Origin of the sequence: Staphylococcus kloosii, assembly GCF_003019255.1 — a bacterium.
Lineage (GTDB): Bacteria > Bacillota > Bacilli > Staphylococcales > Staphylococcaceae > Staphylococcus > Staphylococcus kloosii.
In genome coordinates this window covers 1,421,338-1,445,635 of sequence record NZ_CP027846.1, presented here as the reverse complement: position 1 = coordinate 1,445,635, position 24,298 = coordinate 1,421,338, and the positions used below count along the sequence as shown (strand labels likewise).

At 32.9% G+C, this 24,298-nt stretch carries 21 protein-coding genes; 3 read left to right on the top strand and 18 right to left on the bottom strand.

Annotation, left to right across the window (positions count from 1 at the left end; genetic code table 11):
• The first annotated feature begins 1 nt into the window (after position 1).
• Positions 2-1,153 (top strand): acetoin utilization protein AcuC, encoded by a 1,152-nt coding sequence (locus C7J89_RS07245; protein WP_103295510.1) that lies wholly within the window; start codon positions 2-4, stop codon positions 1,151-1,153.
• 619 nt (positions 1,154-1,772) lie between these two features.
• Here C7J89_RS07245 and ccpA read toward each other — a convergent pair.
• The 10 genes from ccpA to C7J89_RS07195 form a co-directional block, all read right to left on the bottom strand.
• Positions 1,773-2,762: a catabolite control protein A gene (gene ccpA, locus C7J89_RS07240; RefSeq protein ID WP_061854419.1), complete on the bottom strand. Its 990-nt coding sequence runs from the start codon at positions 2,760-2,762 to the stop codon at positions 1,773-1,775.
• 218 nt (positions 2,763-2,980) lie between these two features.
• Positions 2,981-4,072: a bifunctional 3-deoxy-7-phosphoheptulonate synthase/chorismate mutase gene (locus tag C7J89_RS07235; RefSeq protein ID WP_061854418.1), complete on the bottom strand. Its 1,092-nt coding sequence runs from the start codon at positions 4,070-4,072 to the stop codon at positions 2,981-2,983.
• A gap of 368 nt (positions 4,073-4,440) precedes the next feature.
• Positions 4,441-5,736, bottom strand: a complete 1,296-nt coding sequence (locus tag C7J89_RS07230; protein WP_103295509.1) for a hypothetical protein — start codon at positions 5,734-5,736, stop codon at positions 4,441-4,443.
• A gap of 80 nt (positions 5,737-5,816) precedes the next feature.
• Positions 5,817-6,311, bottom strand: coding sequence for a DUF948 domain-containing protein (locus C7J89_RS07225; protein WP_061854416.1), 495 nt, complete (start codon positions 6,309-6,311; stop codon positions 5,817-5,819).
• 69 nt (positions 6,312-6,380) lie between these two features.
• On the bottom strand, positions 6,381-7,694 hold the full coding sequence (murC, locus tag C7J89_RS07220) for a UDP-N-acetylmuramate--L-alanine ligase (RefSeq protein WP_103295508.1): 1,314 nt from the start codon (positions 7,692-7,694) through the stop codon (positions 6,381-6,383).
• Between the two features lie 16 nt (positions 7,695-7,710).
• On the bottom strand, positions 7,711-11,094 hold the full coding sequence (locus C7J89_RS07215; RefSeq protein WP_103295507.1) for a DNA translocase FtsK: 3,384 nt from the start codon (positions 11,092-11,094) through the stop codon (positions 7,711-7,713).
• A 20-nt stretch (positions 11,095-11,114) separates the two neighbouring features.
• Entirely contained in the window at positions 11,115-11,711 is a 597-nt protein-coding gene (ytpR, locus tag C7J89_RS07210) for a YtpR family tRNA-binding protein (protein WP_103295506.1), read from the bottom strand.
• A 14-nt stretch (positions 11,712-11,725) separates the two neighbouring features.
• The gene (locus C7J89_RS07205) at positions 11,726-12,589 is read right to left on the bottom strand and encodes a DUF1444 domain-containing protein (RefSeq protein WP_103295505.1); all 864 of its coding nucleotides are present in this window, start codon (positions 12,587-12,589) and stop codon (positions 11,726-11,728) included.
• Positions 12,590-12,716: 127 nt separating this feature from the next.
• Complete coding sequence (locus C7J89_RS07200; RefSeq protein ID WP_061854411.1) at positions 12,717-13,025, bottom strand: thioredoxin family protein; 309 nt, start codon at positions 13,023-13,025, stop codon at positions 12,717-12,719.
• A 16-nt stretch (positions 13,026-13,041) separates the two neighbouring features.
• Positions 13,042-14,118, bottom strand: coding sequence for a M42 family metallopeptidase (locus tag C7J89_RS07195; protein WP_103296088.1), 1,077 nt, complete (start codon positions 14,116-14,118; stop codon positions 13,042-13,044).
• 79 nt (positions 14,119-14,197) lie between these two features.
• Here C7J89_RS07195 and C7J89_RS07190 point away from each other — a divergent pair, with 79 nt between their 5' ends.
• Entirely contained in the window at positions 14,198-14,530 is a 333-nt protein-coding gene (locus C7J89_RS07190; RefSeq protein ID WP_103296087.1) for a hypothetical protein, read from the top strand.
• Between the two features lie 15 nt (positions 14,531-14,545).
• Here C7J89_RS07190 and C7J89_RS07185 read toward each other — a convergent pair whose 3' ends face one another.
• The 8 genes from C7J89_RS07185 to C7J89_RS07150 all read right to left on the bottom strand — a co-directional run bounded on the left by C7J89_RS07185 (position 14,546) and on the right by C7J89_RS07150 (position 22,601).
• Positions 14,546-15,373, bottom strand: a complete 828-nt coding sequence (locus C7J89_RS07185; protein WP_103296086.1) for a YtnP family quorum-quenching lactonase — start codon at positions 15,371-15,373, stop codon at positions 14,546-14,548.
• Positions 15,374-15,486: 113 nt separating this feature from the next.
• Positions 15,487-16,125 (bottom strand): tRNA (guanosine(46)-N7)-methyltransferase TrmB, encoded by a 639-nt coding sequence (gene trmB, locus C7J89_RS07180; protein ID WP_061854407.1) that lies wholly within the window; start codon positions 16,123-16,125, stop codon positions 15,487-15,489.
• Between the two features lie 12 nt (positions 16,126-16,137).
• A complete protein-coding gene (locus C7J89_RS07175; RefSeq protein WP_061854406.1) occupies positions 16,138-16,929 on the bottom strand; it encodes a phosphotransferase family protein in 792 nt (263 codons plus the stop codon).
• A gap of 413 nt (positions 16,930-17,342) precedes the next feature.
• On the bottom strand, positions 17,343-18,212 hold the full coding sequence (dat, locus tag C7J89_RS07170) for a D-amino-acid transaminase (protein WP_061854405.1): 870 nt from the start codon (positions 18,210-18,212) through the stop codon (positions 17,343-17,345).
• Between the two features lie 3 nt (positions 18,213-18,215).
• Positions 18,216-19,625, bottom strand: coding sequence for a dipeptidase PepV (pepV, locus tag C7J89_RS07165; RefSeq protein WP_103296125.1), 1,410 nt, complete (start codon positions 19,623-19,625; stop codon positions 18,216-18,218).
• 220 nt (positions 19,626-19,845) lie between these two features.
• The gene (locus C7J89_RS07160) at positions 19,846-20,247 is read right to left on the bottom strand and encodes a YtxH domain-containing protein (protein ID WP_061854404.1); all 402 of its coding nucleotides are present in this window, start codon (positions 20,245-20,247) and stop codon (positions 19,846-19,848) included.
• Positions 20,248-20,268: 21 nt separating this feature from the next.
• Positions 20,269-20,967, bottom strand: a complete 699-nt coding sequence (locus C7J89_RS07155) for a pseudouridine synthase (RefSeq protein WP_103296124.1) — start codon at positions 20,965-20,967, stop codon at positions 20,269-20,271.
• Entirely contained in the window at positions 20,964-22,601 is a 1,638-nt protein-coding gene (locus tag C7J89_RS07150; RefSeq protein ID WP_103296123.1) for a putative polysaccharide biosynthesis protein, read from the bottom strand. Before C7J89_RS07150 ends, C7J89_RS07155 begins: the two co-directional genes overlap by 4 nt.
• A gap of 373 nt (positions 22,602-22,974) precedes the next feature.
• Between C7J89_RS07150 and C7J89_RS07145 the strand changes: the two genes are divergently transcribed.
• A complete protein-coding gene (locus C7J89_RS07145) occupies positions 22,975-24,240 on the top strand; it encodes a BaiN/RdsA family NAD(P)/FAD-dependent oxidoreductase (protein WP_103296108.1) in 1,266 nt (421 codons plus the stop codon).
• Positions 24,241-24,298: the final 58 nt, after the last annotated feature.

Genomic DNA, 24,298 nt, shown 5'->3' with positions numbered 1-24,298 from the left:
TATGAGTAACATTGAAACAACGGGTTATGTATATGCGAATGAGTTACTTCAATATCGTTTCGCAAATGATCATCCATTCAACCAAATGAGATTGAAATTAACAACTGAATTGTTGCAAGATTTAGGCTATCTCAAGACCAGTCATATAGTGAAACCTCGAATTGCCACCGAAGATGAATTATTGTTAATTCATGCCTATGATTATATACAAGCCATGAAGCATGCCTCACACGGTATTTTAAGCGACATAGAAGCCAAAAAGTACGGCATTGATGGTGAAGATACAGTTCAGTTTCAACACATGCACAAGCATAGTGCCAGAATTGTGGGTGGCGCACTAAATTTAGCCGATGACATTATGTCGAATAAACTAACAAATGGCTGTCATTTAGGTGGCGGTTTGCACCATGCTTTACCAGGACGCGCTAACGGTTTTTGTATATATAATGATGTCGCCATTACTATCGCATATTTAATTAAACATTATAATTGCAAAGTATTATGTATCGATACAGATGCACATCATGGCGATGGCACACAATGGAGCTTTTATACAAATGAAGATGTATTAACCTACTCTATTCATGAGACTGGGAAGTTTTTGTTCCCTGGTTCAGGTCATTACACCGAACGCGGCGATGAAAAAGGCTATGGCCGTACCGTTAATGTGCCACTCGAACCGTTCACAGAAAATGAATCTTATTTAGAATCTTTTAAAAGTACGATCACGCCCATCGTCAAGTCGTATAAACCCGATATCATCGTAAGTGTACATGGGGTCGACATTCATTATTTAGATCCATTGACTCATATGAGTTGCACATTAGATGCACTTTATGAAATACCATACATTATTAAAGCATTAGCAGATGAATATACAGACGGTAAAGTCTTAATGTTTGGTGGTGGTGGTTATAATATATGGGAAGTCGTGCCACGTGCTTGGTCACATGTATTTTTAGCACTTATTGGAGAATCAAAACCACAAGGACAACTTCCACAGAAGTGGTTAAATAAATGGCAACAATATGCTCCTTGTAAACTATCTACTACTTGGAAAGACGAATTAAAGGACTATCCTTATATACCGAGAACAGCAGAAATCAGCGCAAGTAATTTAAAAGTCGCTAATTTAGTAAAATCTTGGTTCTAACAATTACATAGCCAAAAATTAAAAACAGGCAACTGCTATAACATTATCTAGCAGTTGCCTATTTATATTATCATTAACGACAATTTTTGAGCGAAAATCCTGACGGAATAGAAAGCGCCTCGAGACCACAGGCTCGAGCCTTTCGCGTTGGAAAGCACAGCTCAAAATATATTACTCACATCACACTTCCCAATAAAAAATAAAGATGAATGTAATGGCTATCCAAATTATTAATATAACTTAGCTCTTGTTACTTCCATTCCTATCTATACACTTTTATTTTGAGCAAGACTCCTAACGGAATAGAAAGAGTCTCGAGACCACAGGCTCGAGCCTTTCGCGTTGGAAAGCACAGCTCAAAATATATTACTCACATCACACTTCCTAAAATAAAAAACAAAGATGAATTAAATGATTATCCGAAGAACACTTTTGTCTCCATTCTCATTAACACACTTTTATTTTGAGCAAGACTCCTAACGGAATAGAAAGAGTCTCGAGACTACAGGCTCGAGCCTTTCCCGTTGGAAAGCGCAGCTCAAAATAAAAACATAAGTCACAAAAAAATAAAAAACCAATCAATATATTTTAATAATCGATTGGTTTCACTGTAATTATATTATTTTGTTGTACCACGATATTCAATTCTATGCGGTAAAATAACATTTGGTTCTTCAATTTCTTCTTCGTTCATGTATTTTGTTAACAGTCTCATCCCTACTGCACCGATATCATATAACGGTTGGATAACACTAGATAATTGCGGTCTCACCATTTCTACCAATCTAGTATTATTAAAACTTACGATTTGAATATCATCAGGGATATTAACACCTTCGTCTTGTGCACTATGTACAAGGCCGATAGCTTGTTCATCACTAATAGATAAAATTGCATCTAAATTTGATTTATCCAATGCTTCAAAAGCACGAATACCATCTTTATACGTTTCATTACCATTAAATACTTGATTTTCATTTAATGATAAATTGTGTTTAGACAATACATTTTTCAAACCAATAAGCACTTCATCCTGTGCTTTTTTAGAATAATTACCTCCAACGAAACCAAACTCTTTGGCACCATTGTTAATCAATTCCTCAGTTACCTCTTCAGCAGCTGTTTTAAAATCGATATTTACAGAAGCAATACCATCATCTTTACCATTCGTACCAGATACAACTACAGGTACAGAAGATTTGTTAATTAACTCTTTAATTTCTTCTGAAATCGTACCACCTAAAAAGATAATTCCATCAACTTGTTTACTTAATAAGTTATTAAAAATTTCTTTTTCTTTAACAGGATCGTTATCAGAGTTAGAAATAATTGAATGATATTTGTACATCGTAGCAATATCTTCAAGTCCTCTTGCTAATTGAGAGTAATAAACATTAGAAATATCTGGGATTATTACACCTACCGTTGTTGTTCTTTTACTTGCTAAGCCTCGTGCTACAGCATTTGGGCGGTAATTTAATTTTTCAATTACTGCATTAACTTTGTCTCTAGTTTCAGGTTTAACATTTTGGTTTCCATTAACTACGCGTGAAACTGTCGCCATTGAAACTCTTGCTTCGCGCGCTACGTCATAAATTGTAACAGTCATAACTTCCTCCTTGTAAGCGTTTTATTTATTATTATATCCTGTTTTCATCACATTTTCAAAGTTTACCACATTTTGCATTCTACGCAAATAAATTTGTTTTAATGTCACAATACTGTCAAAGCCACCATGACACCTTTTACCACAAAAATACCCTTATTAGTCTGCTAAAAATAAATTTAGCATTTAATAAGGGTATATGATGAATAATTTATGAAAAATTATTTAATTTTTTTACTATTATACATATCTGCTAATGGTTTCATTTCGTTGTAGAAATTATCAAATTCTTTTAAGTCCATTTGCTGACCGCTATCACTTAAAGCAACTGATGGATCAGGATGAACTTCAGCCATAATACCATCTGCTCCAACAGCTAAACCTGCTTTAGCAGTTGGTAACATAATGTCTTTACGACCAGTACTGTGAGTTACATCGACCATTACTGGTAGATGAGTACCTTGTTTTAATATAGGTACTGCAGAAATATCCAATGTATTTCTAGTTGCTTTTTCGTAAGTACGGATACCACGTTCACATAAGATAATGTTGTTGTTACCTTGTGCTGCAATGTATTCAGCTGCAAAAATAAATTCTTCAACTGTAGCTGACATACCGCGTTTTAATAAGATAGGTTTCTTAGTGCGTCCTGCTTCTTTAAGTAATTCAAAGTTTTGCATGTTACGCGCACCAATTTGGAAAACATCTAAATATTCATCAGCGATTTCAAAGTCTGCTGGATTTACGATTTCACTTACTACATTTAAATCGTATTTATCTTTAGTGTTTTTAAGTATTTTTAATCCTTCTACGCCTAATCCTTGGAAATCGTATGGTGATGTACGTGGTTTAAAAGCGCCACCTCTAATAAATTTCTCACCTTTAGCATGTAAATCAGCTGCTACTGCATCCACTTGTTCTTGTGATTCAACAGAACATGGGCCAAAGACAAATGATTTATTACCGTCGCCAATAATACCGCCGTTATCGAATTGAACAATAGTGTCTTCTGGTTTTAATTTTCTTGATACATATAAATGTTTTTCATTTTCTGATTTTTGTAGATCAGTAGAGGCTTTAAAAATTTCTTTAAATAATTGTTTAATCACATTATCATTAAACGGTCCCTCATTATTATCTAAAAGCACGTTAATCATTTCTTTTTCGCGTTGAGGGTCATATACAAGTGTACCTTGCTTACGTTTTTCTTCCCCTATTTTTTGAGCGATTTTCCCTCTTTTAGATAATAGTTTTAGAATTTCATCGTTAATTTCAACAATTTCATCTCTGTATTCTTTTAATTTATCTGACATTTTATTCACCTCTATGAAAATATTTAAACTGTATATATTATTCTGCTTTAAAGCAGTAAAATATATGTTGAAAATTATTGTAACAATATCTTATCCGAAGTTCAAGTATAGATTTTATATTTTGACTTCTAAAATAGAATAACTCTTATGATAACTGAATTTTCAGTCATTTGCTAGAGAAAATTATACACCTTATGCAACATTTTATTATTGTCTAATCTGCAAATCCATTCTTTAACGTCAGTGATAATTTATTGTTGTTGGTTCATAAATAAAAAGACAAACCCAACTTAACGTTTAAGTTAGGTTTGTCTTTAATACAACGACTTATATTTTACTTAGTCGTGTTCTTAACATATACTTACGCATTAATCATTAAATGTCTTCTTATCTATTTTACTTGAAGCTTTTTCACCTGAATTTTTTTGTGAAGGTCTATTCTTTTTATAATTTGTTTCTTTTGATGACTCTACATTACTGTCTGTTGCTTCACTTTTACTATTATTATTAGCTAAGTTATTAGATGCTTTGTCATGCACGATATGGCCATTTTTGAAAACTACTGTTTCATGTGTTTGTTCAACTCTTTTTTCTGCTGAATCAGACTCAGAACTACCTGACTTACTATTATCTTTAGTTGTTGCATTAGCATTATTTGATGATTTTTCGTTATCAGAAGCAACTGAGGCAGCACCAGCAGCTCCTCCTACTGTTGCAGTTCCAGCCGCTGCAGCTGCAGCAGCTTTTGAATCAGTTAATTTAAAGTCATCGTCTTTAACGTTACTGCTTTTTGTAACTAAATTAGGCACGTCTCCGTCAAATTGACCATCAGCTGGTTGTTCAGGTTGTAATAATTTTTTAGTATTTTGTGCTACGACGCTATCGTTAAACATCGCTTCATGCTTTTCTTTTGCAGCACGAGCTAATTTGTCTGCACTTACTTTATTACTATCTTCTGATGACGTCGCAGTATCTTCATTTTGTTGTGTACTGTCTGTTGTAGCTTGGCTGTCACCAGCATTACTTGCAACAGCTCCAGCTCCGGCAGTTGCCGCAGCTCCACCAGCTACTGCATTCGTTTTGTTATCATCATTTGATACGGATGGATCTGCTAAATCATTTTGAGAAGATTCTTTTTGGATAGCATTTTGTTGTGCACTTAATTCCTTATTAGAAGGCGTTCCTTCTGATGATTGTTGTTCGTTATCAGACTCATCTTTATTTGCAGCTAAACCTGCTGTTGTACCAGCAGTGGCACCGACAGCTACACCGCCTACAGTTGCTGCTGTTTTGGATGAATCATCTGTTGATTCATGTTTTGCTGGGTTAGATAAATTGTTTTCAGCAGATTCTTCTTGAATAGCAGCCTTTTGAGCTGAAATTTCAGAATTACTAACTGAAGATTTAATATTATTAACTTCATTTTCTGCTTGTTGACGTTGTTCTTCTGATTGTTTAATAATACTAGATCTAAATTCACTCGTACTTTGTTCAAAACCTTTATTACGTTTTGATTTCGTAGTGACTAAACCAATTGCCGTACCGATAACTGCACCAATTACAAAGCCATAGACAAAGTTACTTCTATCTTCATTATTATACTCTTCAGGAACTTCATAACGCTCTAAATTTCTTTCATAATTATCACGGTTATAATATGTCATAATGATTTCCTCCTATAGCAAATGCACTTAAATAAAGTAACAACCTCATTTAAGTGCATTTGTTTGTGTAAGTATATAAGTTATTTATTCTCTACGCGAGTAGTATAGCTATGATTAGCATCGTTTGCTACGCTACTTGTTTTGTAGTTTGCACTTTCTCTACGATTTCTTCTATTTTGCCATTTGTCTGCAATTTCCATTGCAACATTTGACCATTGAACTACTTGAGAAATTTTATCTTCGTTTTGAGAAATATTGTGCGTAATAGAATTAGTTACGCGGTCAACTGAACCGTTTAATGTTTGAACAGAGTCACCGATACCTTTCACAGCATCAACTACTGAGTTCAATCTTTCTGATTTACCTTGAATATCTTCAGTTAAACGATTAGCTTTATGAAGTAAATCAGTTGATTCACGTGTAATACCTTGAACTTGACCTTCTACACCGTCAAGTGTCTTAGCTACGTGATCTAAGTTTTTCTTAACTGAAATTAATACTGCAACAATTCCAATTACTAAAATTAGAAAAGCTATTGCCGCGATAATTCCAGCAATGGGTAAAATCCATTCCATTAAAAACGCCTCCTAGTAAACTATGTTGTTATTTTATTTTAATACCCAACTCATTTTAACATAAACATATTAAAATTCATTAACAACATCGAGATTTTCCATATATGCACGCTGAATTTTTTGTATATCACCAGCACCCATAAATAATACCACAGCATCACTATATTGTTCTAATAAATTAACACTATCTTCGTCTATTAATTGTGCACCATCTATACGTTTCAATAAATCTTGAATCGTTAGGTTGCCTGAATTTTCTCTAATAGAACCAAATATTTCACATAGGAAAGTGTGATCGGCTTTACTTAAACAATCAGCAAACTCTTGTAAAAACGCTTTTGTTCTACTAAAAGTATGTGGTTGGAAAACTGCGATGACTTCTTTATTTGGATATTTTTTTCTTGCTGTCTCAATTGTAGCACTAATTTCTCTTGGATGATGCGCATAATCATCAACAAGTACTTGATTTACTACTTTTGTTTCATTAAATCTTCTTTTTACACCACCAAATGTCTCTAACGCTTCTTTAATATTATCGATATCAAGCTCTTCAAGGTAGCTGATAGTGATAACAGATAAAGCATTTAAAATATTATGGTCACCATATTGAGGTGATAAGAATGTATCGAAGAATTTATTATTAATATAAACGTCAAATTGAGTGCCTTTTTCACTAATTTGGATGTTGTCGGCGTATACATCATCATTCGTTGAAAAACCATAGTAATAAACCGGCACATTAGCTTGAATGCCACGTAAATGTGGGTCATCTCCCCAAGCAATGATAGCTTTTTTTACATTATGAGACATTTCTTGAAAGGCACTTACCACATCATCTATGTCTTTAAAATAATCTGGATGGTCAAAATCAATATTAGTCATAATTGCATAATCTGGATGATAACTTAAGAAGTGACGCTTATATTCACATGCTTCAAAAGCAAAGTATTCACTTGCTGGAATACCTAATCCTGTACCATCTCCAATAAGGAATGACGTTTTTTTATCGCCATTCATAACATGAGATAATAATCCAGTAGTTGATGTTTTACCATGAGCTCCAGTAACCGCAACTGAAGTATATTGGTCAATAACATGTCCTAAGAAATCATGGTAACGTATCACATCTAATTTTAATTCGTGTGCTCTGACGATTTCTTCATGTGTGTCAGGGAATGCATTACCTTGAACTACCACCATGTCTTCTTCAATGTTGTTTGCGTCAAAAGGTAGAATTTTAATACCTTTGTTTTTAAGTGCTACTTCTGTAAAGACGTAGCTTTCAATGTCAGAACCTTGTACTTCATTTCCAAGATCGTGCATGATTTGTGCTAACGAACTCATCCCAGCACCTTTTATACCGACAAAATGATAATGTGTCATTTAAACACTCCCTTTTTTATTTATTTAATTCATTTAAATCAGTTTCAGTTAGATAAACATCTCTTGGTTTAGAACCATTTGATTCTGAAATATAACCGAGTTGTTCTAATTGATCGACGATTCTTGCTGCACGATTATATCCAATTTGGAAATGTCTTTGTATTAACGATGTTGAAATATGTCCTTCTTGTACCATAAAGTTACATACATCATTAAATAAATCATCTTGTGGCGCACTTTCAGTTTTTTTCAATAATTCTTTTTCTTCAAACAGATATTCAGGGTCTCGTTGTTGCTTAACAAAGTCAACAACATCATCTATTTCTTCATCTGAAACAAATGTACCTTGAACACGAATTGGTTTATTCATACCGCTTCCTAGGTAAAGCATGTCACCATAACCTAGTAAACGTTCTGCACCACCACTATCTAGAATCGTTCTAGAATCCACGCTAGATGATACCATAAAGGCAATTCTTGTTGGAATATTAGCTTTAATAAGTCCAGTAATAACATTAACTGATGGTCGTTGTGTAGCTACTAACATATGAATACCACAAGCACGTGCTTTTTGTGCGATGCGAGCTATAGATTGTTCTACATCTTGTGGTGCCATCATCATTAAATCAGCTAATTCATCAATAACTATAACAATTTTAGGCATTCTATCCTCATAATTTGCTTTTTTATTGAATGCTGTAATGTTACGTACATGATATTTAGCAAATAGTTTATAACGGCGTTCCATTTCTTCAACAGCCCATTTTAAACTTTGCGTTGCTGCCTTGACGTCAGTAATTACTGGCGAAACTAAATGAGGTAAATCATTATATGGTGCTAATTCTACCATTTTAGGATCGATAAGTAATAATTTTAACTCTTCTGGGTGGTTTTTATAAATAAGTGATAACAAAATACTATTTATACAAACAGATTTACCTGAACCTGTCGCACCTGCTATGAGCGCATGAGGTGTCTTGGCAATATCCATTAATAACGGTTTATTATTAATACGATAACCCATCGCTACAGTCAATTTAGATTCTGCACTTCTAAATTCATCCGTATCAATAATTGATCTTATATTAACTTTTGTAGAAGATTGATTTGGCACTTCTATACCGACTAAACTAGTTCCAGGTATCGGTGCTTCAATTCGTATATCTTTAGCGGCAAGTGCCATTTTAATATCGTCTTGTAAAGCAGTGATTCTAGACACTTTGACGCCTTTTTCTACTGATAATTCAAAACGTGTAACACTTGGACCTTCAGTAACAGATTGGACCTCTGCAGGTACGTTGAAATAATAAAATGCATCATTTAATTCCTGTTTCTTTTCTTCAATCCAACTATTATCAATTTCATGTTCTTCTGGCTTATCTAATAAGGATACGTCAGGTAATTTCAAGCTTGGACCTCTTCGGATTGTTCTCGTCTCATAACTTTGTTGTTCATTGTCGTTATTTAACTTCACTTGATTATTGTCATTATTATTATGTTGTACGTCCACCATATCACTTGAAGCATCATTATTTAACGTGTCGACTTCCTTATTATTATCAGAGTCAACATATGTTTTCACATCTTCATTTAAAGTCGAAGTAGCATTAAGATCTTCATTAATTGAATTGTTAATGTTTACATCTTCGTCGTCCTCTTCATTTGTAGATGGACTAGATACTTCAGGTTCTAAATTAGGTACATTCACGATTTTAGCCTTACGTGCATCCATCATACGTTTTTTATCTGATGGTGTCATAACTACATTGAATGGTTTTGCTGATTTTTTAATCGCAGCGTTTTTATTATTTGGTGTATTTTTCGGTTGTTGTGCTTTACTTTGATGCGCTACCTCTACATCACGATACTCAGACTTATCCATGTTTGTAGAAGACAAACTACTAGACTTACCTTCATCAACGTTAGTAGTATCGTCATTTTCGACAGACTCCGGCTCACTTACCAACGCATTATCTTCATCTGACTGTACATTATGTTCCTCTACGTCTTGTGATTCACCAACATCCTTAGATAGATCTTCATGACCTTCACCTAATTCACGATATTCGGCATCTGATACATCAGTTTCTGAGTCATTATCAGTTTGCTGAAGCGTATCATCATCAGTTTCTGCTATTTCTTCATTATCGTCATAATTTTCTTCTGAAGTTTGTGGTACCTCAATCGTATTATACGTTTCAGCTTCACTTGAATTTATTTCTACGTCCTCATCTTGGACAGTATGTACATCGCTTACGTTATTTAAGTCAACTTCTTCATATTTGAAATGATTATGTTCATCAGATATATTAAGTGATTCGTCTTCTTCGTCATTTTGAGATTCATGTTCTAATGTTGCATCATCATTTTGTAAATGCTTATCACTATCATCTAATGAACTATCACCAATATATTGTTGTGCTTGTTTAGCGTACATTTCGTCGATTGCTTTTTGGATGCTATCTTTTTCTGCATCATCTTGTTCTTGTCGTTTTTGTTGTAACGCTTTTTTAAATTGACGTTTTTTTAAAACTTTACGTTCTCTTTCTCGTCTTATTTCTTCAACGATTTGAGAAGCATAAAAGTTATTAATATTAATCGTATTGTCTTTTTTCGCAGCTTTAGGCGTTGTATTAACTGCATCTGTACTTGGTTCTACGTCATCTGAATGTACATCTTTTTCAAAATTATTAGTTGCTGCATCAGAATCATACTGATTTGACAATAGATTATCTTCAGTAGCTTCATTTTCAACATTTGTAGTTGTTTGAGAAGTAGCAGTGTCAGTATTTTGAGTCTTTTCAGTTTGTTGATAGCTGTCATCAATCGTATCCGCTTCATCCTCAGAAGGAATAACACCATTCTTTAATTGACGTCTTTTTTTAGTACCAAATATCGCAGATGGCACTTCAGTAGCTCTAAAATCAGAATGTCTTGAGGTATTATGTTCCGTATTTTTTGAGGATGATTGTGCTCTTAATACTTCTGTTTGTATGCTAACATGTGATTTCTTTGCATTAGATTTATAATCATGTTTTTGTGTATCGCCATTTTTAGTTTGACGTTGTTGTTGTTCATTACTCACGTCCTCACGACGTCTTCTGTGTCGTTTATTATCGACCTGTTTATGATTTTGAGATTCATCTCGATAATGATGTGTATCTTCGCTTTTTTGATGAGCAGTGTAGTCTACATTGTCATCTTGTTGATTAGCTTCTTCGACGACACGCATTGGGAATCTAAATTTACCTCTAGGGCGATCATATACATCATTATTCTGAGGAAGTAATGTGTCTTGCTCATCACTTTGATTAGCTTTTTGACGACGTTTATTTCTGTTATTTAGATAGTCTTCATTTGAGTCTTTTTCTTCTCCAAATAATTTGTCGAACCAGCTCATATTGACATTACCTCCTAATTTTATTCAAAAAACGGTTGCCCTACTTCATACTCATCAGACAAGACCATTATACCTTTTTCTTGTGGTGCATTAGGTAAGTTGAGTTCTTTCATTGAACATACCATACCACTAGATGCAACGCCTCTCAATTCAGCATCTTTAATAACCATACCGCTTGGCATAACAGCACCAACTTTAGCTATAACAACTTTTTGTCCAGCTTCCACATTAGGTGCGCCACACACGATTTGAAGTTTGTCATTTCCAACATCCACTGACAATACACTTAATTTATCAGCATCTGGATGCTTATCTTTTGTTGCTACATAGCCTACTACGAATTTAGGTGATAAATCGGCATCTAATTCATCATTAAAACCAGCATTTTTTATTGCTTGATTAAAATTATTTACTATTTCATCAGTTAATTTTATATGTCCATTACCCTCAATATTAACGATGTTAGACGCATTAAAAATGTTATAGCCTACTACATCATCGTTTTTGGTGATTTGTACAATATCACCTTTAGTTTCATAATTAAATGGTCCTTCTTGTGGGTCAATTTGTAAAAAGGCAACGTCGCCTACTTTTTCTTTATTATAAAAAAGATTCATAAACTATATTCTCCTTATTTTCCATCTTTATTTTCATATGCTTTACGTGTTGCTTCTAAACGTTGAATAACGTTAGGGTCTCTTTTTTGTTTATTATTTTTCCCTAGAATAAATATAGGTTCTAAATGACCACTGTCATAGCCAAAAGATAATGATGTTATCGGTACTAATCCTTTGGTAAAGAATTCCATCGTTAAGTGTGCCATAACATCATAACCCGTTTTATTTCTAATGTCCGCAACAATTAAGACGTCTTGATGTGGAATCGCCACTAACATTTCGCCTTCACATTGTTTTTCAAAGTCATTTAAATAACTTGTGTTTAATATTCTACTTGCATCATAACCATCGTTTGAATTTATAAAGTAAAAAATATTACCTTTTACTTCATCAGTAGTATACGAATTCATTAACTTTCTTACGTTAAATAATGCCATTTCTTTCAATTGTTGTTGAGTAAAATTAAGCTCTTCTAACATCGTTTCATCAATTAAACGATAAGATTTACCTAAATCTAATGCGTAATAAATGTTAGTTTCAGCAGTATGTTCATCGATTACAAATTTGTTTCCGTCTTTATCCTCTTTATCGAAACTTGGAGAACGTAACACGGGCATAACTTGAATATCATCTAGTTCTGATACGCTTGTATCTTTCATCTGACCAATCGCTTCTTCTACATAATACACAATTTCATCTATAATTTTGTCATTTTGTTGTTTGTATTTAGCTACAATTGAATTAAGCTTAATCGTAACGCCTTTACCATTATCTGTTCTATAAATACGTAAAGTTTCATCTTCACGATTAAAATTAAATTTAACATCTAAATGTTCTAAACGTGATTTTAACTTATCTCTCATTAGAAATACATTCATAAGTTAACACTCCTAATTTAATGCCTTTATATATTTTACAATAAATATACCCTTAGGAACAGAAAAAATATGTGTTCTAAGGGTATAGTTTTATAACTTTTGTAGTCTAACATACATCTACTACAATTTATAATGAAGCTAAGAAATCATCTATTTGTGCAATTGATTTTCGTTCTTTTCCTATATAGCTACCTAACTGTTCGCCGTTTTTATATACTAAGAAACTAGGAATCCCCATAATACCATGGTCAATACAAATATCCATAAATTGATCTCTATCGACTGATATAAATTGATAGTTAGTGTATTTCTCTTCTAACTGTGGTAAGTCTGGCTCGATAACTTTACAATCTGGGCACCAACCTGCAGTAAATAAAAATACAGTTTGTTGTTGTTTCAACTCTTCAAATTGTTGTTCGTTTTCTAAATTTTTCATTGTTCCACCTCAAAAATTATTGATATTGTAATGCTTCAATTTTATTATCATTCAGACTTTCAATACTTTTTGATAATAAAGCTCTAGCAGCTTCATAATCTCGATAATCAAATACCGAATTGGTACTATGAATATATCGTGCACAAACACCGATAACCGCCGTTGGAATACCTTCATTTGCCTTATGAATTTCACCACCGTCAGTACCACCTGGTGAGATATAGTATTGATGATTAATGTCATTCGTAGACGCTACATATAATAAGAAGTCTCTGAACGTTGGTTTTAAAATCATCGTTCCATCTTTTATTCTGATTAAAGTCCCCTCACCTAATGCACCAGATAATTCGTTTTTACCTTTCATATCATTAGCAGGTGAACAATCTACCACGAAAGCGACATCAGGTTTGATTAATTCAGCCGCAGCTTTAGCTCCTCGTAGTCCAACTTCTTCTTGTACATTAGCGCCAACATATAAATCCACATCTAATTCAACATCTTTTAACAATTCTAGTAATTCTATACCAATAAGACAACCATAACGATTATCCCACGCTTTACTATTAAATCTATGCTCAGAAAGTTGAGTAAAAGGTGTGTCTGGCACTATAGAATCACCAATTTCGATGTTTCTCGCACGGACTTCATCAGCTGATTCACAACCTATTTCCAACATTAAGTCTTCAATTTTAGGAGCACCTTCTGAACCTGTTCTAAAATGTTTGGGAATGTTAGAGACAATTCCTGATATTTCTTCTCCAGTTCTTGATTTAACCTTTAATCTTTGTGCCTGCCATATATCAGAAGCAACGCCACCTAAGTTAGTAAATTTAAGCATGCCATTGTCGGTAATATGAGTTACCATAAAACCAACTTCATCCATATGAGCAGCTACCATTACACGCTTACTATTATTTTTTTTAGATTTTTTTACGCCGTATATGCCACCCATACGATCATATACAAACTCATCTACATAAGGTGTAAGTTGTTCTTTAATATAAGTTTTGACATCACTTTCAAAACCAGGCGCTCCATGCAATTCAGTTAATGTTTTCATTCGTTCTAAAGTCTTATTTTTATCAATTTGCACTTTCATTCACTCCTTAATAGTTATTATATCATTTGCATTATGATAAACTAATATTATGATTATTTGGGGGTTGTTAAATATGTTAAACAAAAAATCATGGCTTATTATTATACCTATGCTCGGTATTATTCTTATTAGTAGTCTTGTTTTAAGCAAAAAATTATTAACTCATAACTTTAAAAATCCAAACAAAGTTATCAATGAAGTTAAAACTTACTTTATGCACGTTGTGGGTTCATATATTTTAGAAGAACCTACTACATATGAAAAAGACAACACAGTTTATACCGTATACCGTGGTGGCATCACAACTTTTAATAGTGATCGCTTTACTTATTATGATTTCTACGTTGATGCTAAAACAGGTACAGTTATAGATATCATTGAAAACGAATTTGAGGTAACGACTTAGTCATTACCTCATTTTTTATTTGCGCTTTATTGAATCAACGATTGTTTGAGTATTTTCTTTGTCGTACTTTAGTGCGAAATAATTTTCATCATGATAGAATAAAAACCAAAAATCATTTTGAATGAAATATGGTGTCAATCTCTCTTTTTCTCTAATAGATTGCATTGGATAATCATCATAAGCCGTTACCCATAATGGATTAGTATGTGCATTTGTTGGCAGAATATCTCCCATATGGACAGCTTTTTCTCCTTCACTTTCAATGGTAACAATTGAATGCCCAAAGCTGTGACCTCCTGTATGGAATACTTTCACCCCTGGATAAACTTCCATTTCTTTGTCGAAAAGAATCAGCTTTTCACGGAAGCTACCATTGTTTTTATCCCAATATGTAGATTTACTTCTAATATTCGGACTTTGGAACTCATGCCATTCGTCTTGCTGAATATAATGAGTGGCATTTTTAAATACTGCATCACCATCTTTAGTCGTTAAACCACAAGCGTGATCAAAATGCATATGTGTCATTATAACTACATCTATATCTTCGAGCGTAAGATTAAGTTCTGCTAAATCCGAAGCTATATTACTCTCATAATCTACCCCAAAATTCCTCTTTTGCTTGTCAGATAATTTATTATTACCCATACCAGTATCGATTAATATTAGCTTTTCGTCATTTTGTATTAAAATTGGATATGTAGGTAATGCTATTTGGTTTTTGTCATTCACATTATATTTTTTTGTCCATAAAGGTTTAGGTACCACACCAAACATAGCCCCACCATCAATATTTGTAATTCCGCCATTTAATTGGTGAATATTAAAATGACCCAATTTCATAATTAGCCTCCTATCAATAGTTCCTTTTAACTTTATTATACGCATTTATATATATAATTAACATTTTTAGACATTAAAAAAACGTTGTTCATTAAAATGAACAACGTTACTGTTTATTTATGAAACTTAGCTTCCATGCGATAAATACGAGAACCTTTATCTGAGAATTTTCTTTCATACTCAGTTTCAATATTATCTTCGTCATCTTCTTGGTGTAAGTTTAAATTTATTTTTGTAAAATACATTCCAAATTGAGTCATGCTCTCTAAACTATAAGCAAACAAGCCTCTATTATCAGTTTTAAAATGGATTTCTCCATCTTCTATTAAAATAGTTTGATACAGACTTAAAAAAGAAGCGTAAGTTAATCTTCTTTTCGTATGACGTCTTTTTGGCCACGGATCTGAAAAGTTTAAAAAGATACGCGTAACTTCATTTTCAGTGAAAAAGTCCGTTAATTCGCCTGCATCATTACAAATTAATTTGATATTATTAAGTTCTTGTTCTAAAACTTTATCTAAGATTTTGACCATTACATTTTTCTCTCGCTCAATAGCGACAAAATTTATATCAGGATTATTTTTAGCCATCGTAGTAATAAATTGACCCATTCCTGAACCTACTTCGATATATATTGGTTGCTCTTTATCGAACCATTGGGTCATTTTGCCATTGTGACTACCATCTATATCAACAATATTGGGATGAGATTTTAAGTAATCCTCTGCCCAAGGCTTATATCGCATTCTCATTATTAATACTCCTTAAATAAACGCGTTATGTTCCATTACTTCGTTAAGAAACTTAAGCCACGTATTCATATCTTTATATCTTTTTTGTTCTTCATACCATTGAATCATACCAATTGACTGAATAACGGTATACCATTTCATTCGTTTTTGTAAGTTAAATGTATCTTTAACTCCATAAGTGTCTAACCATTCTGGCCATTGACTTTCGGCTACGTAGTTATAGAGCAACATACCTAAATCAATAGCAGGGTCTGCAATCATTGCACCTTCCCAATCTACTAAATACAATTCATCGTGGTCGGATAGCAACCAGTTGTTATGATTAACGTCACCATGGACTACTGTAAAGAAACGTGGATCTAAATTAGGTATATGTTCTTCTAAATATGTGAGTGCCTTTCTAACTACGTGGTGTGTTAATACTTCTCTAGATAATGAAGCATTTATTTTACGAAGCATAATGTCTGGCGTAATGGGTTCCATTTCCATTCTTTTCAACATATTTAGTAAGGTCTTTGAATTATGTATTTTGTTTAATAAGTGCGCAACTCTTTTTTGATGCATTTCTTTAAATGAAAGTTCTCTGCCATTTTTCCAATGCTGTGCAGTTACAACTTCACCTGTTTCTATACGTTTCGTCCATACTAATTTCGGTACAATTCCTTCTGCAGATAATGCTGCTATAAATGGGTTGGAATTACGTTTCAAAAATAATTTTTGACCATCTTGTTCAGCCATATAAGCTTCACCTGAAGCACCACCCGCTGAATCAAGTGTCCACCCTAATTGATAAAACTGCTCCACTACGTTCACCTCACTTTCAAAAAGAAAAAGGCCCCTAGAAAATCCTTTTTCAAGAGCCATATTATAAATTGTGAAACAAAAATATAAGTTTAATAATTGTAATATTAAATCTTGCACGAGATTTAATTGTCCCATTACAACTTGAGTAATTCAAAACATCACGATACTAATCAGTTATTAATATGGTGATGTTTTAAATCACTTTGTATAAAATGAACGCTACATTTTTGTAATTTTAAGATTGCTACACTTAATTGGAATTTTAAGCTCATTAAAGATTTTATAATGATTACGACTTTATTTCAACCAAAAATGATAAACAAATAGTCACATTTTACTTTTGATGTATTAATTGAATCATAAAATATCGTCAGTTGAAATTATACCACAATTCCAACTGACTTTTTACATTTTTATCGATTTATTTCTTGTGCAATTTCTTCATTGTTTTCAATATAATTCGTAAAGCCTTCTTGTAATTTCTTAGTAATTGGGCCTACTTGACCATCCCCAACATTTTCACCATTTAATTTTACAACTGGCATTACTTCAATTGAAGTACTAGAAACGATTACTTCGTCCGCTTGTTTTAAGAAATCAACAGAAAATGCTTCTTCTTTGAATGGAATATCATTTGATTCAGCAATTTCTTTAATTACTTTACGTGTAATACCATTTAAAATCAGATTATTTGTTGGGTGCGTATATATAGCACCATCTTTAATTGCATAAGCATTACTAGAAGAACCTTCAGTAACTGTATCTCCTCTATGTTGAATTGCTTCTTGCGCATTATATTTTGTTGCATATTCTTTAGCTAACACATTACCTAATAAATTTAAACTTTTAATGTCGCATCTTAACCAGCGAATGTCTTCAGTAGTAACAGCGTTAATACCTTCTTCTAAATTTTTATAAGGTCTGTCATATGATTTTGTAAAACCAGTAATCATTGGTTGAACAGAAGGTGTAGGGAATGCATGGTCTCTAGGTGCCACACCTCTTGTTACTTGGATGTAAACGCCACCTGTAACAACTTTGTTAGCCGAAATTAATTCTTGTACAAGTTCTATTAGACCATCGACAGTATAATTTAATTCTAAACCAATTTCATCTGCACTTCTTAATAATCTTTCAAAGTGAGGTCGCGCAGTAAATAATCTATTATTGTACACACGTACGTATTCATAGATACCGTCACCAAAGTTATAACCTCTATCATTGTAAGGTACATTAGCTTCATTTTCTTCTACAAGTTTTTCATTAATTAATACTTTTGTCATAGTTTATCCCTCCACACAAAGTGTATATAAGGCTTCTAAATAAATACTTGTCGCATTTAATAATTGCTTTTTAGTAATGTATTCATTTTTTTGATGCATTAAATCTTCAGAGTCTTCAAACATAGCACCAAATGCAACCCCTTTATCAAGGTTACGGGCATATGTTCCTCCTCCGATTGTATACGGTTCAGTGTTGTCGCCAGTTTGATTTCTATATGCTTGTACCAATTTTTGAACAAATGGATCATTTTTATCTACGTAATGAGGCACTTGATTTTTACCTAAATCTAATTTGAATCCAAGCGCTTTAACTTCTTCATCGAATCTATTCATTGCTTTATCGTATTCAAAACCTTCAGGATAACGTAAATTAATGCCAAATTTACCGCCATTTTGGTTGTCGTATTTAATAACGCCAATATTTGTCGTTACATCACCCATGCTGTCTGTATGGAATTTCATACCCATTTTTTCGCCGAAGTGTGAATTAAATAAATATTGTTCACTAAACTTCACAAAATTAGCAGCTGTTTTATCCAATTTCAATTGAGATAGGAAATGCAGTAAATATAAACCAGCATTCACACCGATTGATGGATCCATACCATGTACCGCTTTACCTTTAACGTTAAGTTCTAAAATGCCACTATCAACAGTACTGCCACCTTCAAGATTATTCTCAACTAAAAATTGTTCAAAGTTTTGAATAACATCAGTCATATTTTCTTTAACTAATACTTTAGCTGATGCATCATCTGGAACCATGTTATATCTTTGTCCAGATTCGAAAGAATGTAATTCATAATCTGGTTCATCAATGTCTTCTGCTTGTTCTGCTTGAACGACATCAAAGACACTAATACCTTTTTCACCATGTATTGCAGGGAACTCTGCATCTGGTGCAATACCTAATGTAGGCATTTCTTCTGTTTTGAAATAACGTTCTGTACATAGCCAATCAGATTCTTCATCTGTACCAACAATTATATGTATTCTTCTTTTCCAATCAACATTCATTTCATTTAAAATTTTAACCGCATAATAAGCTGCAATGGTTGGACCTTTATCATCTAACGTTCCGCGCGCAACAATTTTATCAGATGTTACAACGGGGTCAAACGGATCAGAATCCCAACCATCTCCCGCTGGAACTACATCGACGTGACACAAAATACCGAATACTTCATCACCTTGTCCAGCTTCAATACGTCCAGCGATGTGATCAACATCATGTGTGCTAAAACCATCACGTTCAGCAATTTTATACATGTAATCTAAAGCTTCTCTAGGACCTGGTCCTACTGGATAATCTTCAGAAGCTTTGTCATCATCTCTAACACTTTCTATTGATAATAATCCTTTTAAATCATCAATGATTTGATTTTCATACTCAAGTACTTTTTCTTTCCACATACATGATCACTTCTTTCTATAAATCTAATTAAAGTCCATTTTACATGATGTTACCATTAAACTACAGTGAGATGACAGAATTTATCAAAAAATAATCTGTTATATTGCACAAAAAAACAGTTGCATAGCTACATTAATATATTTTTAGTTACTGTCATAATTCTTAAGAAAAATAGGCTTAATTTGATATACATCAAATTAAGCCTATAAAAATCAAACATTATTTATTGTTATTATTTTTAAGTTCTTCTTCAGTAACTACATGTAAGTTGTTACTAGGGTTACTTGGTCCTTCATCGTCAAAACGGCCTTCTTGAATTTCTTCAGAAGTTTCACCCTTTTCACCTTTGAAGTGAGCTTTTTGTTCGTTTAGGAAACCTTTAGGGTCTTCTTTAACTTTACTTGCATAACCTTTTGGATCTTCTTTAACTTCGTTAATTGTTTCACTAGCTTTATCACTTATTTGGCTAGCGAATTCTTTAGCGTTTTGCTTATATGATTCTGGGTTAGACTTGTATTTATTATATTCTTTTTTAAGTTTGTCTCTATTATCTTTATTAGATAATACGATAGCTGCTACAGCTCCCCCGATTCCTAATACTGCTTTAAATAATTTTGCCATATCTAATTCACACCTCTTTATTTATTTTAGCCCCAATAATTTAAAATCTTGCGGGGTCAATTGACGATAGTCACCAGATGCTAGTTGTCTATCAAGTGCTAAATCGCCAATCTTTATACGTTTAAGCGCAAGAACCTCATTGTTAATTGCATGAAACATGCGCTTAACTTGATGATACCTTCCTTCATAAATTGTTACAAATGATTTAAATTCATCATCCGTAAATTCTAAAAATGCAGGTTGGGTTAATCCATCATGTAATTCAATACCCGTTTTAAATGATTCTATATCATTTTTTGTAATAGAATTTTTAGAAATTACTTCATAAGTTTTAGGTACATGCTTTGATGGGTTCATCAATTGATGATTAAAATCCCCATCATTTGTAATAAGTAACAAACCTTCAGTATCTTTGTCCAATCTACCGACTGGAAAAATATTTAAATGCTCATAGCTACTGATTAAATCAATAACCGTCGAATGTTGATCGTCTACATTTGCCGAAACATAACCTTTGGGTTTATTTAGCATAAAATATACTTTATCAATATATTCGATTAACTTACCTTCACAATAGATTTTATCGGCTTCAGCATCAATATTTTTTTTAGGCGATTTTTCAACTTTGTCATTTACTGTTACTTTTCCTTTTTTCAACAAAGTTTTAACTTCAGTTCGTGTGCCTACCCCCATGTTCGCTAAAAATTTATCTAATCTCATTTTATAATTCCTAACTTGCGACGTATCTTATTTGGTAACTCACCTAAAAATTCATCTGCTAGATGTGTTTTCATAGTGATAATGCCGTAAACTAACATACCTACGACAACACTAACAATTACAATAATAAGTGATCCTATTTTAGATTGTGGTGAAATTACGAGTTGTATTAAAAAGTATGAAATTTCTACCGCTATCATCATAATAAAACCGTATAAGAAAATTTTACTAAAGTGTAACCATGTTTCTGTAAAATTAAAATGTGCATATTTTTTCAAAATAATAAAGTTACAAATAATAGCAAATAATAGTGCTATGGCTGTACTTAAGATTGCACCTGCAGTATGGAACGCATAAATTAATGGTGTATTTAAAATAATTTTTATGACAACTGCAGAAATAATTACAAAAACGGTTAATTTTTGCTTATCAATCCCTTGTAGCATTGAAGCCGTCACACTAAGTAACGCAATAAGAATTGCTACAGGAGCATAATAGAATAATAATTGGCTACCATCAGTATTATAACTATAAAACACAGTATATAACGGTAAAGATAATGCCATAATTCCTAAACTTGCCGGAACAGTTATAAACATTAATACGCCTAGAGAAGCACGAATTTGTCTTTGCATCTCATTTATTTGGCCTGCAGCATATGTTTTTGTAATGAATGGAATCAAACTAACAGCAAAACCAGATGCTAATGATGTAGGAATCATAACAATTTTGTTTGTTGTCATATTTAATATTGAGAAGAAGTAGTCATGCATCTTCTGAGGCACGCCAGCCAAATCCAATGCATTATTGTGTGTAAACTGGTCAACCATATTAAATAATGGGAAGTTTAAACTCACAATAACAAATGGAATACTATACGAAAGAATTTCTTTGTACATCTTCCCATATGGTACATCGATATTTGTAGTATCTGATTCTACCATTTTATCAATATTCGGCTTTCTCTTAACCCAGTAGTACCATAATGTAATAATACCTGTGATTGCACCAATTGCAGCTGCGAACGTTGCAACACCATTGGCGAATAACACTGAACCACCAAAAACGTTTAACACTAAATAACTACCTATTAAAATAAATAGCACTCTTGCAACTTGTTCCGTAACTTCCGAAACAGCCGTAGGTCCCATAGACTTGTAACCTTGGAATACACCTCTCCATGTAGCTAACAATGGAATAAAGATAACAACTACACTAATTATACGAATAATCCAAGTAATATCTGCTACTGACCATCCGCCTTTAACACCATCTTCACGTGCTAATGTTATTGACGCAATATTAGGCGCTAAGAAGTACAGTAGCGCAAAGCCTACTACACCCATTATTGTCATAACGATAAAACTTGATTTATATAATTTCTGACTGACTTTATATGCACCTAAAGCATTATACTTTGATACATATTTTGAAGCCGCTAAAGGCACTCCTGCTGTTGCTACAGCTATTGCAATGTTGTAAGGTTGATAAGCGTAGTTAAAAGGCGCTAAATTTTCTTCTCCCCCAACAATTGCATAAAATGGAATGATAAATAGGACACCTAACACCTTGGTAATTAATATACTAAGTGTAATTAGGAAGGTGCCTCGGACCAATTCTTTACTTTCACTCATTTGTATCTTCCTATCTCAAATTAAATTTAATAATCGTAAACTTCATAATAACGTGCTGTCTATATTTTTTCAAAACAATATTAATATAACATAGCTATAAAAAATAGTCTTATAAATATATATTACACTAGGTGGCACATAAGTACATGCATGAGTTTACTAATCTCTCGAAAATTTACGTATCTTTCACTATGTACCTAGAAAATTTTAATTAAAAGTTGGCAATAAGTAAAGATATATTATATTTTATATAATGTTACTAATGAAAAAGTAAGACAATATAAGTTCTACTTTCCTAAATTTATAAACTAAAATAACGTTTAATTTATTATCCATATATTAAATAAAGAATAACTCTAATGGAGGCATAGCAATGTATCAAACTATTATTATTGGTGGAGGACCTAGTGGATTAATGGCAGCAGTTGCCGCCAGTCAAGAAAACTCTAATATTTTATTAATTGAAAAGAAAAAAGGATTAGGCCGTAAATTAAAAATTTCGGGTGGCGGTCGTTGTAATGTAACAAATAGATTACCTTATGAAGAAATTATTAAAAATATACCAGGCAACGGTAAGTTTTTATATAGCCCATTTTCGATATTTGATAATGAATCGATTATTAATTTCTTTGAAAGCAGAGAAGTTAAATTAAAAGAAGAAGATCATGGTAGAATGTTCCCTATCTCCAACAAAGCACAAGACGTTGTTGATGCATTAGTTAATACATTGAATATTAATAACGTCGATGTATTGGAAGAAACGACAGTAACGGCTATTAATGTAGAACAAGATGGTACCTATACGGTTATACTAGATAATCAAAAAACATTCCAATCACATACTATCGTTATTGCAACAGGAGGTACTAGTGTGCCTCAAACTGGTTCGACAGGAGACGGTTATAAATTTGCCGAGGCATTGGGTCATTCAATTACGGAATTGTTCCCAACTGAAGTACCGATTACCTCACCAGAACCCTTTATTAAATCCAAAGAATTAAAAGGCTTAAGTCTAAAAGATGTTGCATTAAGTGTGTTAAAGAAAAATGGCAAAACACGAATTACGCATCAAATGGACATGATATTTACGCATTTTGGCGTTAGTGGCCCAGCCGCATTAAGATGTAGTCAATTTGTTTATAAAGAACAAAAAAATCAAAAGAAGCAAGATATATTTATGCAATTAGATGTTTTTCCAGAATTAAACCATGATCAAGTCGAACAACAAATACGTGGTTTACTTAAAGAAGCGCCTGATAAAGCAATTAAGAATAGTTTACATGGCCTTATCGAGGAACGCTATTTACTCTTTATGCTAAAACAAGCCGAAATAGATGATAATTTAACGTCACATCATCTTTCTAATGCCAAAATTACCGACCTAGTTAATCTATTCAAAGGCTTTAAATTCACAGTCAATGGGACATTACCTTTAGATAAAGCATTTGTTACTGGTGGTGGCGTGTCATTAAAAGAACTACATCCTAAAACTATGATGTCAAAAATAAGTGAAGGATTATTTTTATGTGGAGAAGTACTCGATATTCATGGCTATACCGGTGGCTATAATATTACAAGCGCCCTTGTAACTGGACATGTTGCAGGTACTTCAGCCGGTCAATTTAAGAATGAGCAATAAACAAAAACTAATAAATTTAAAAAATGACAATGTCTTCTTTAATAGACACTGTCATTTT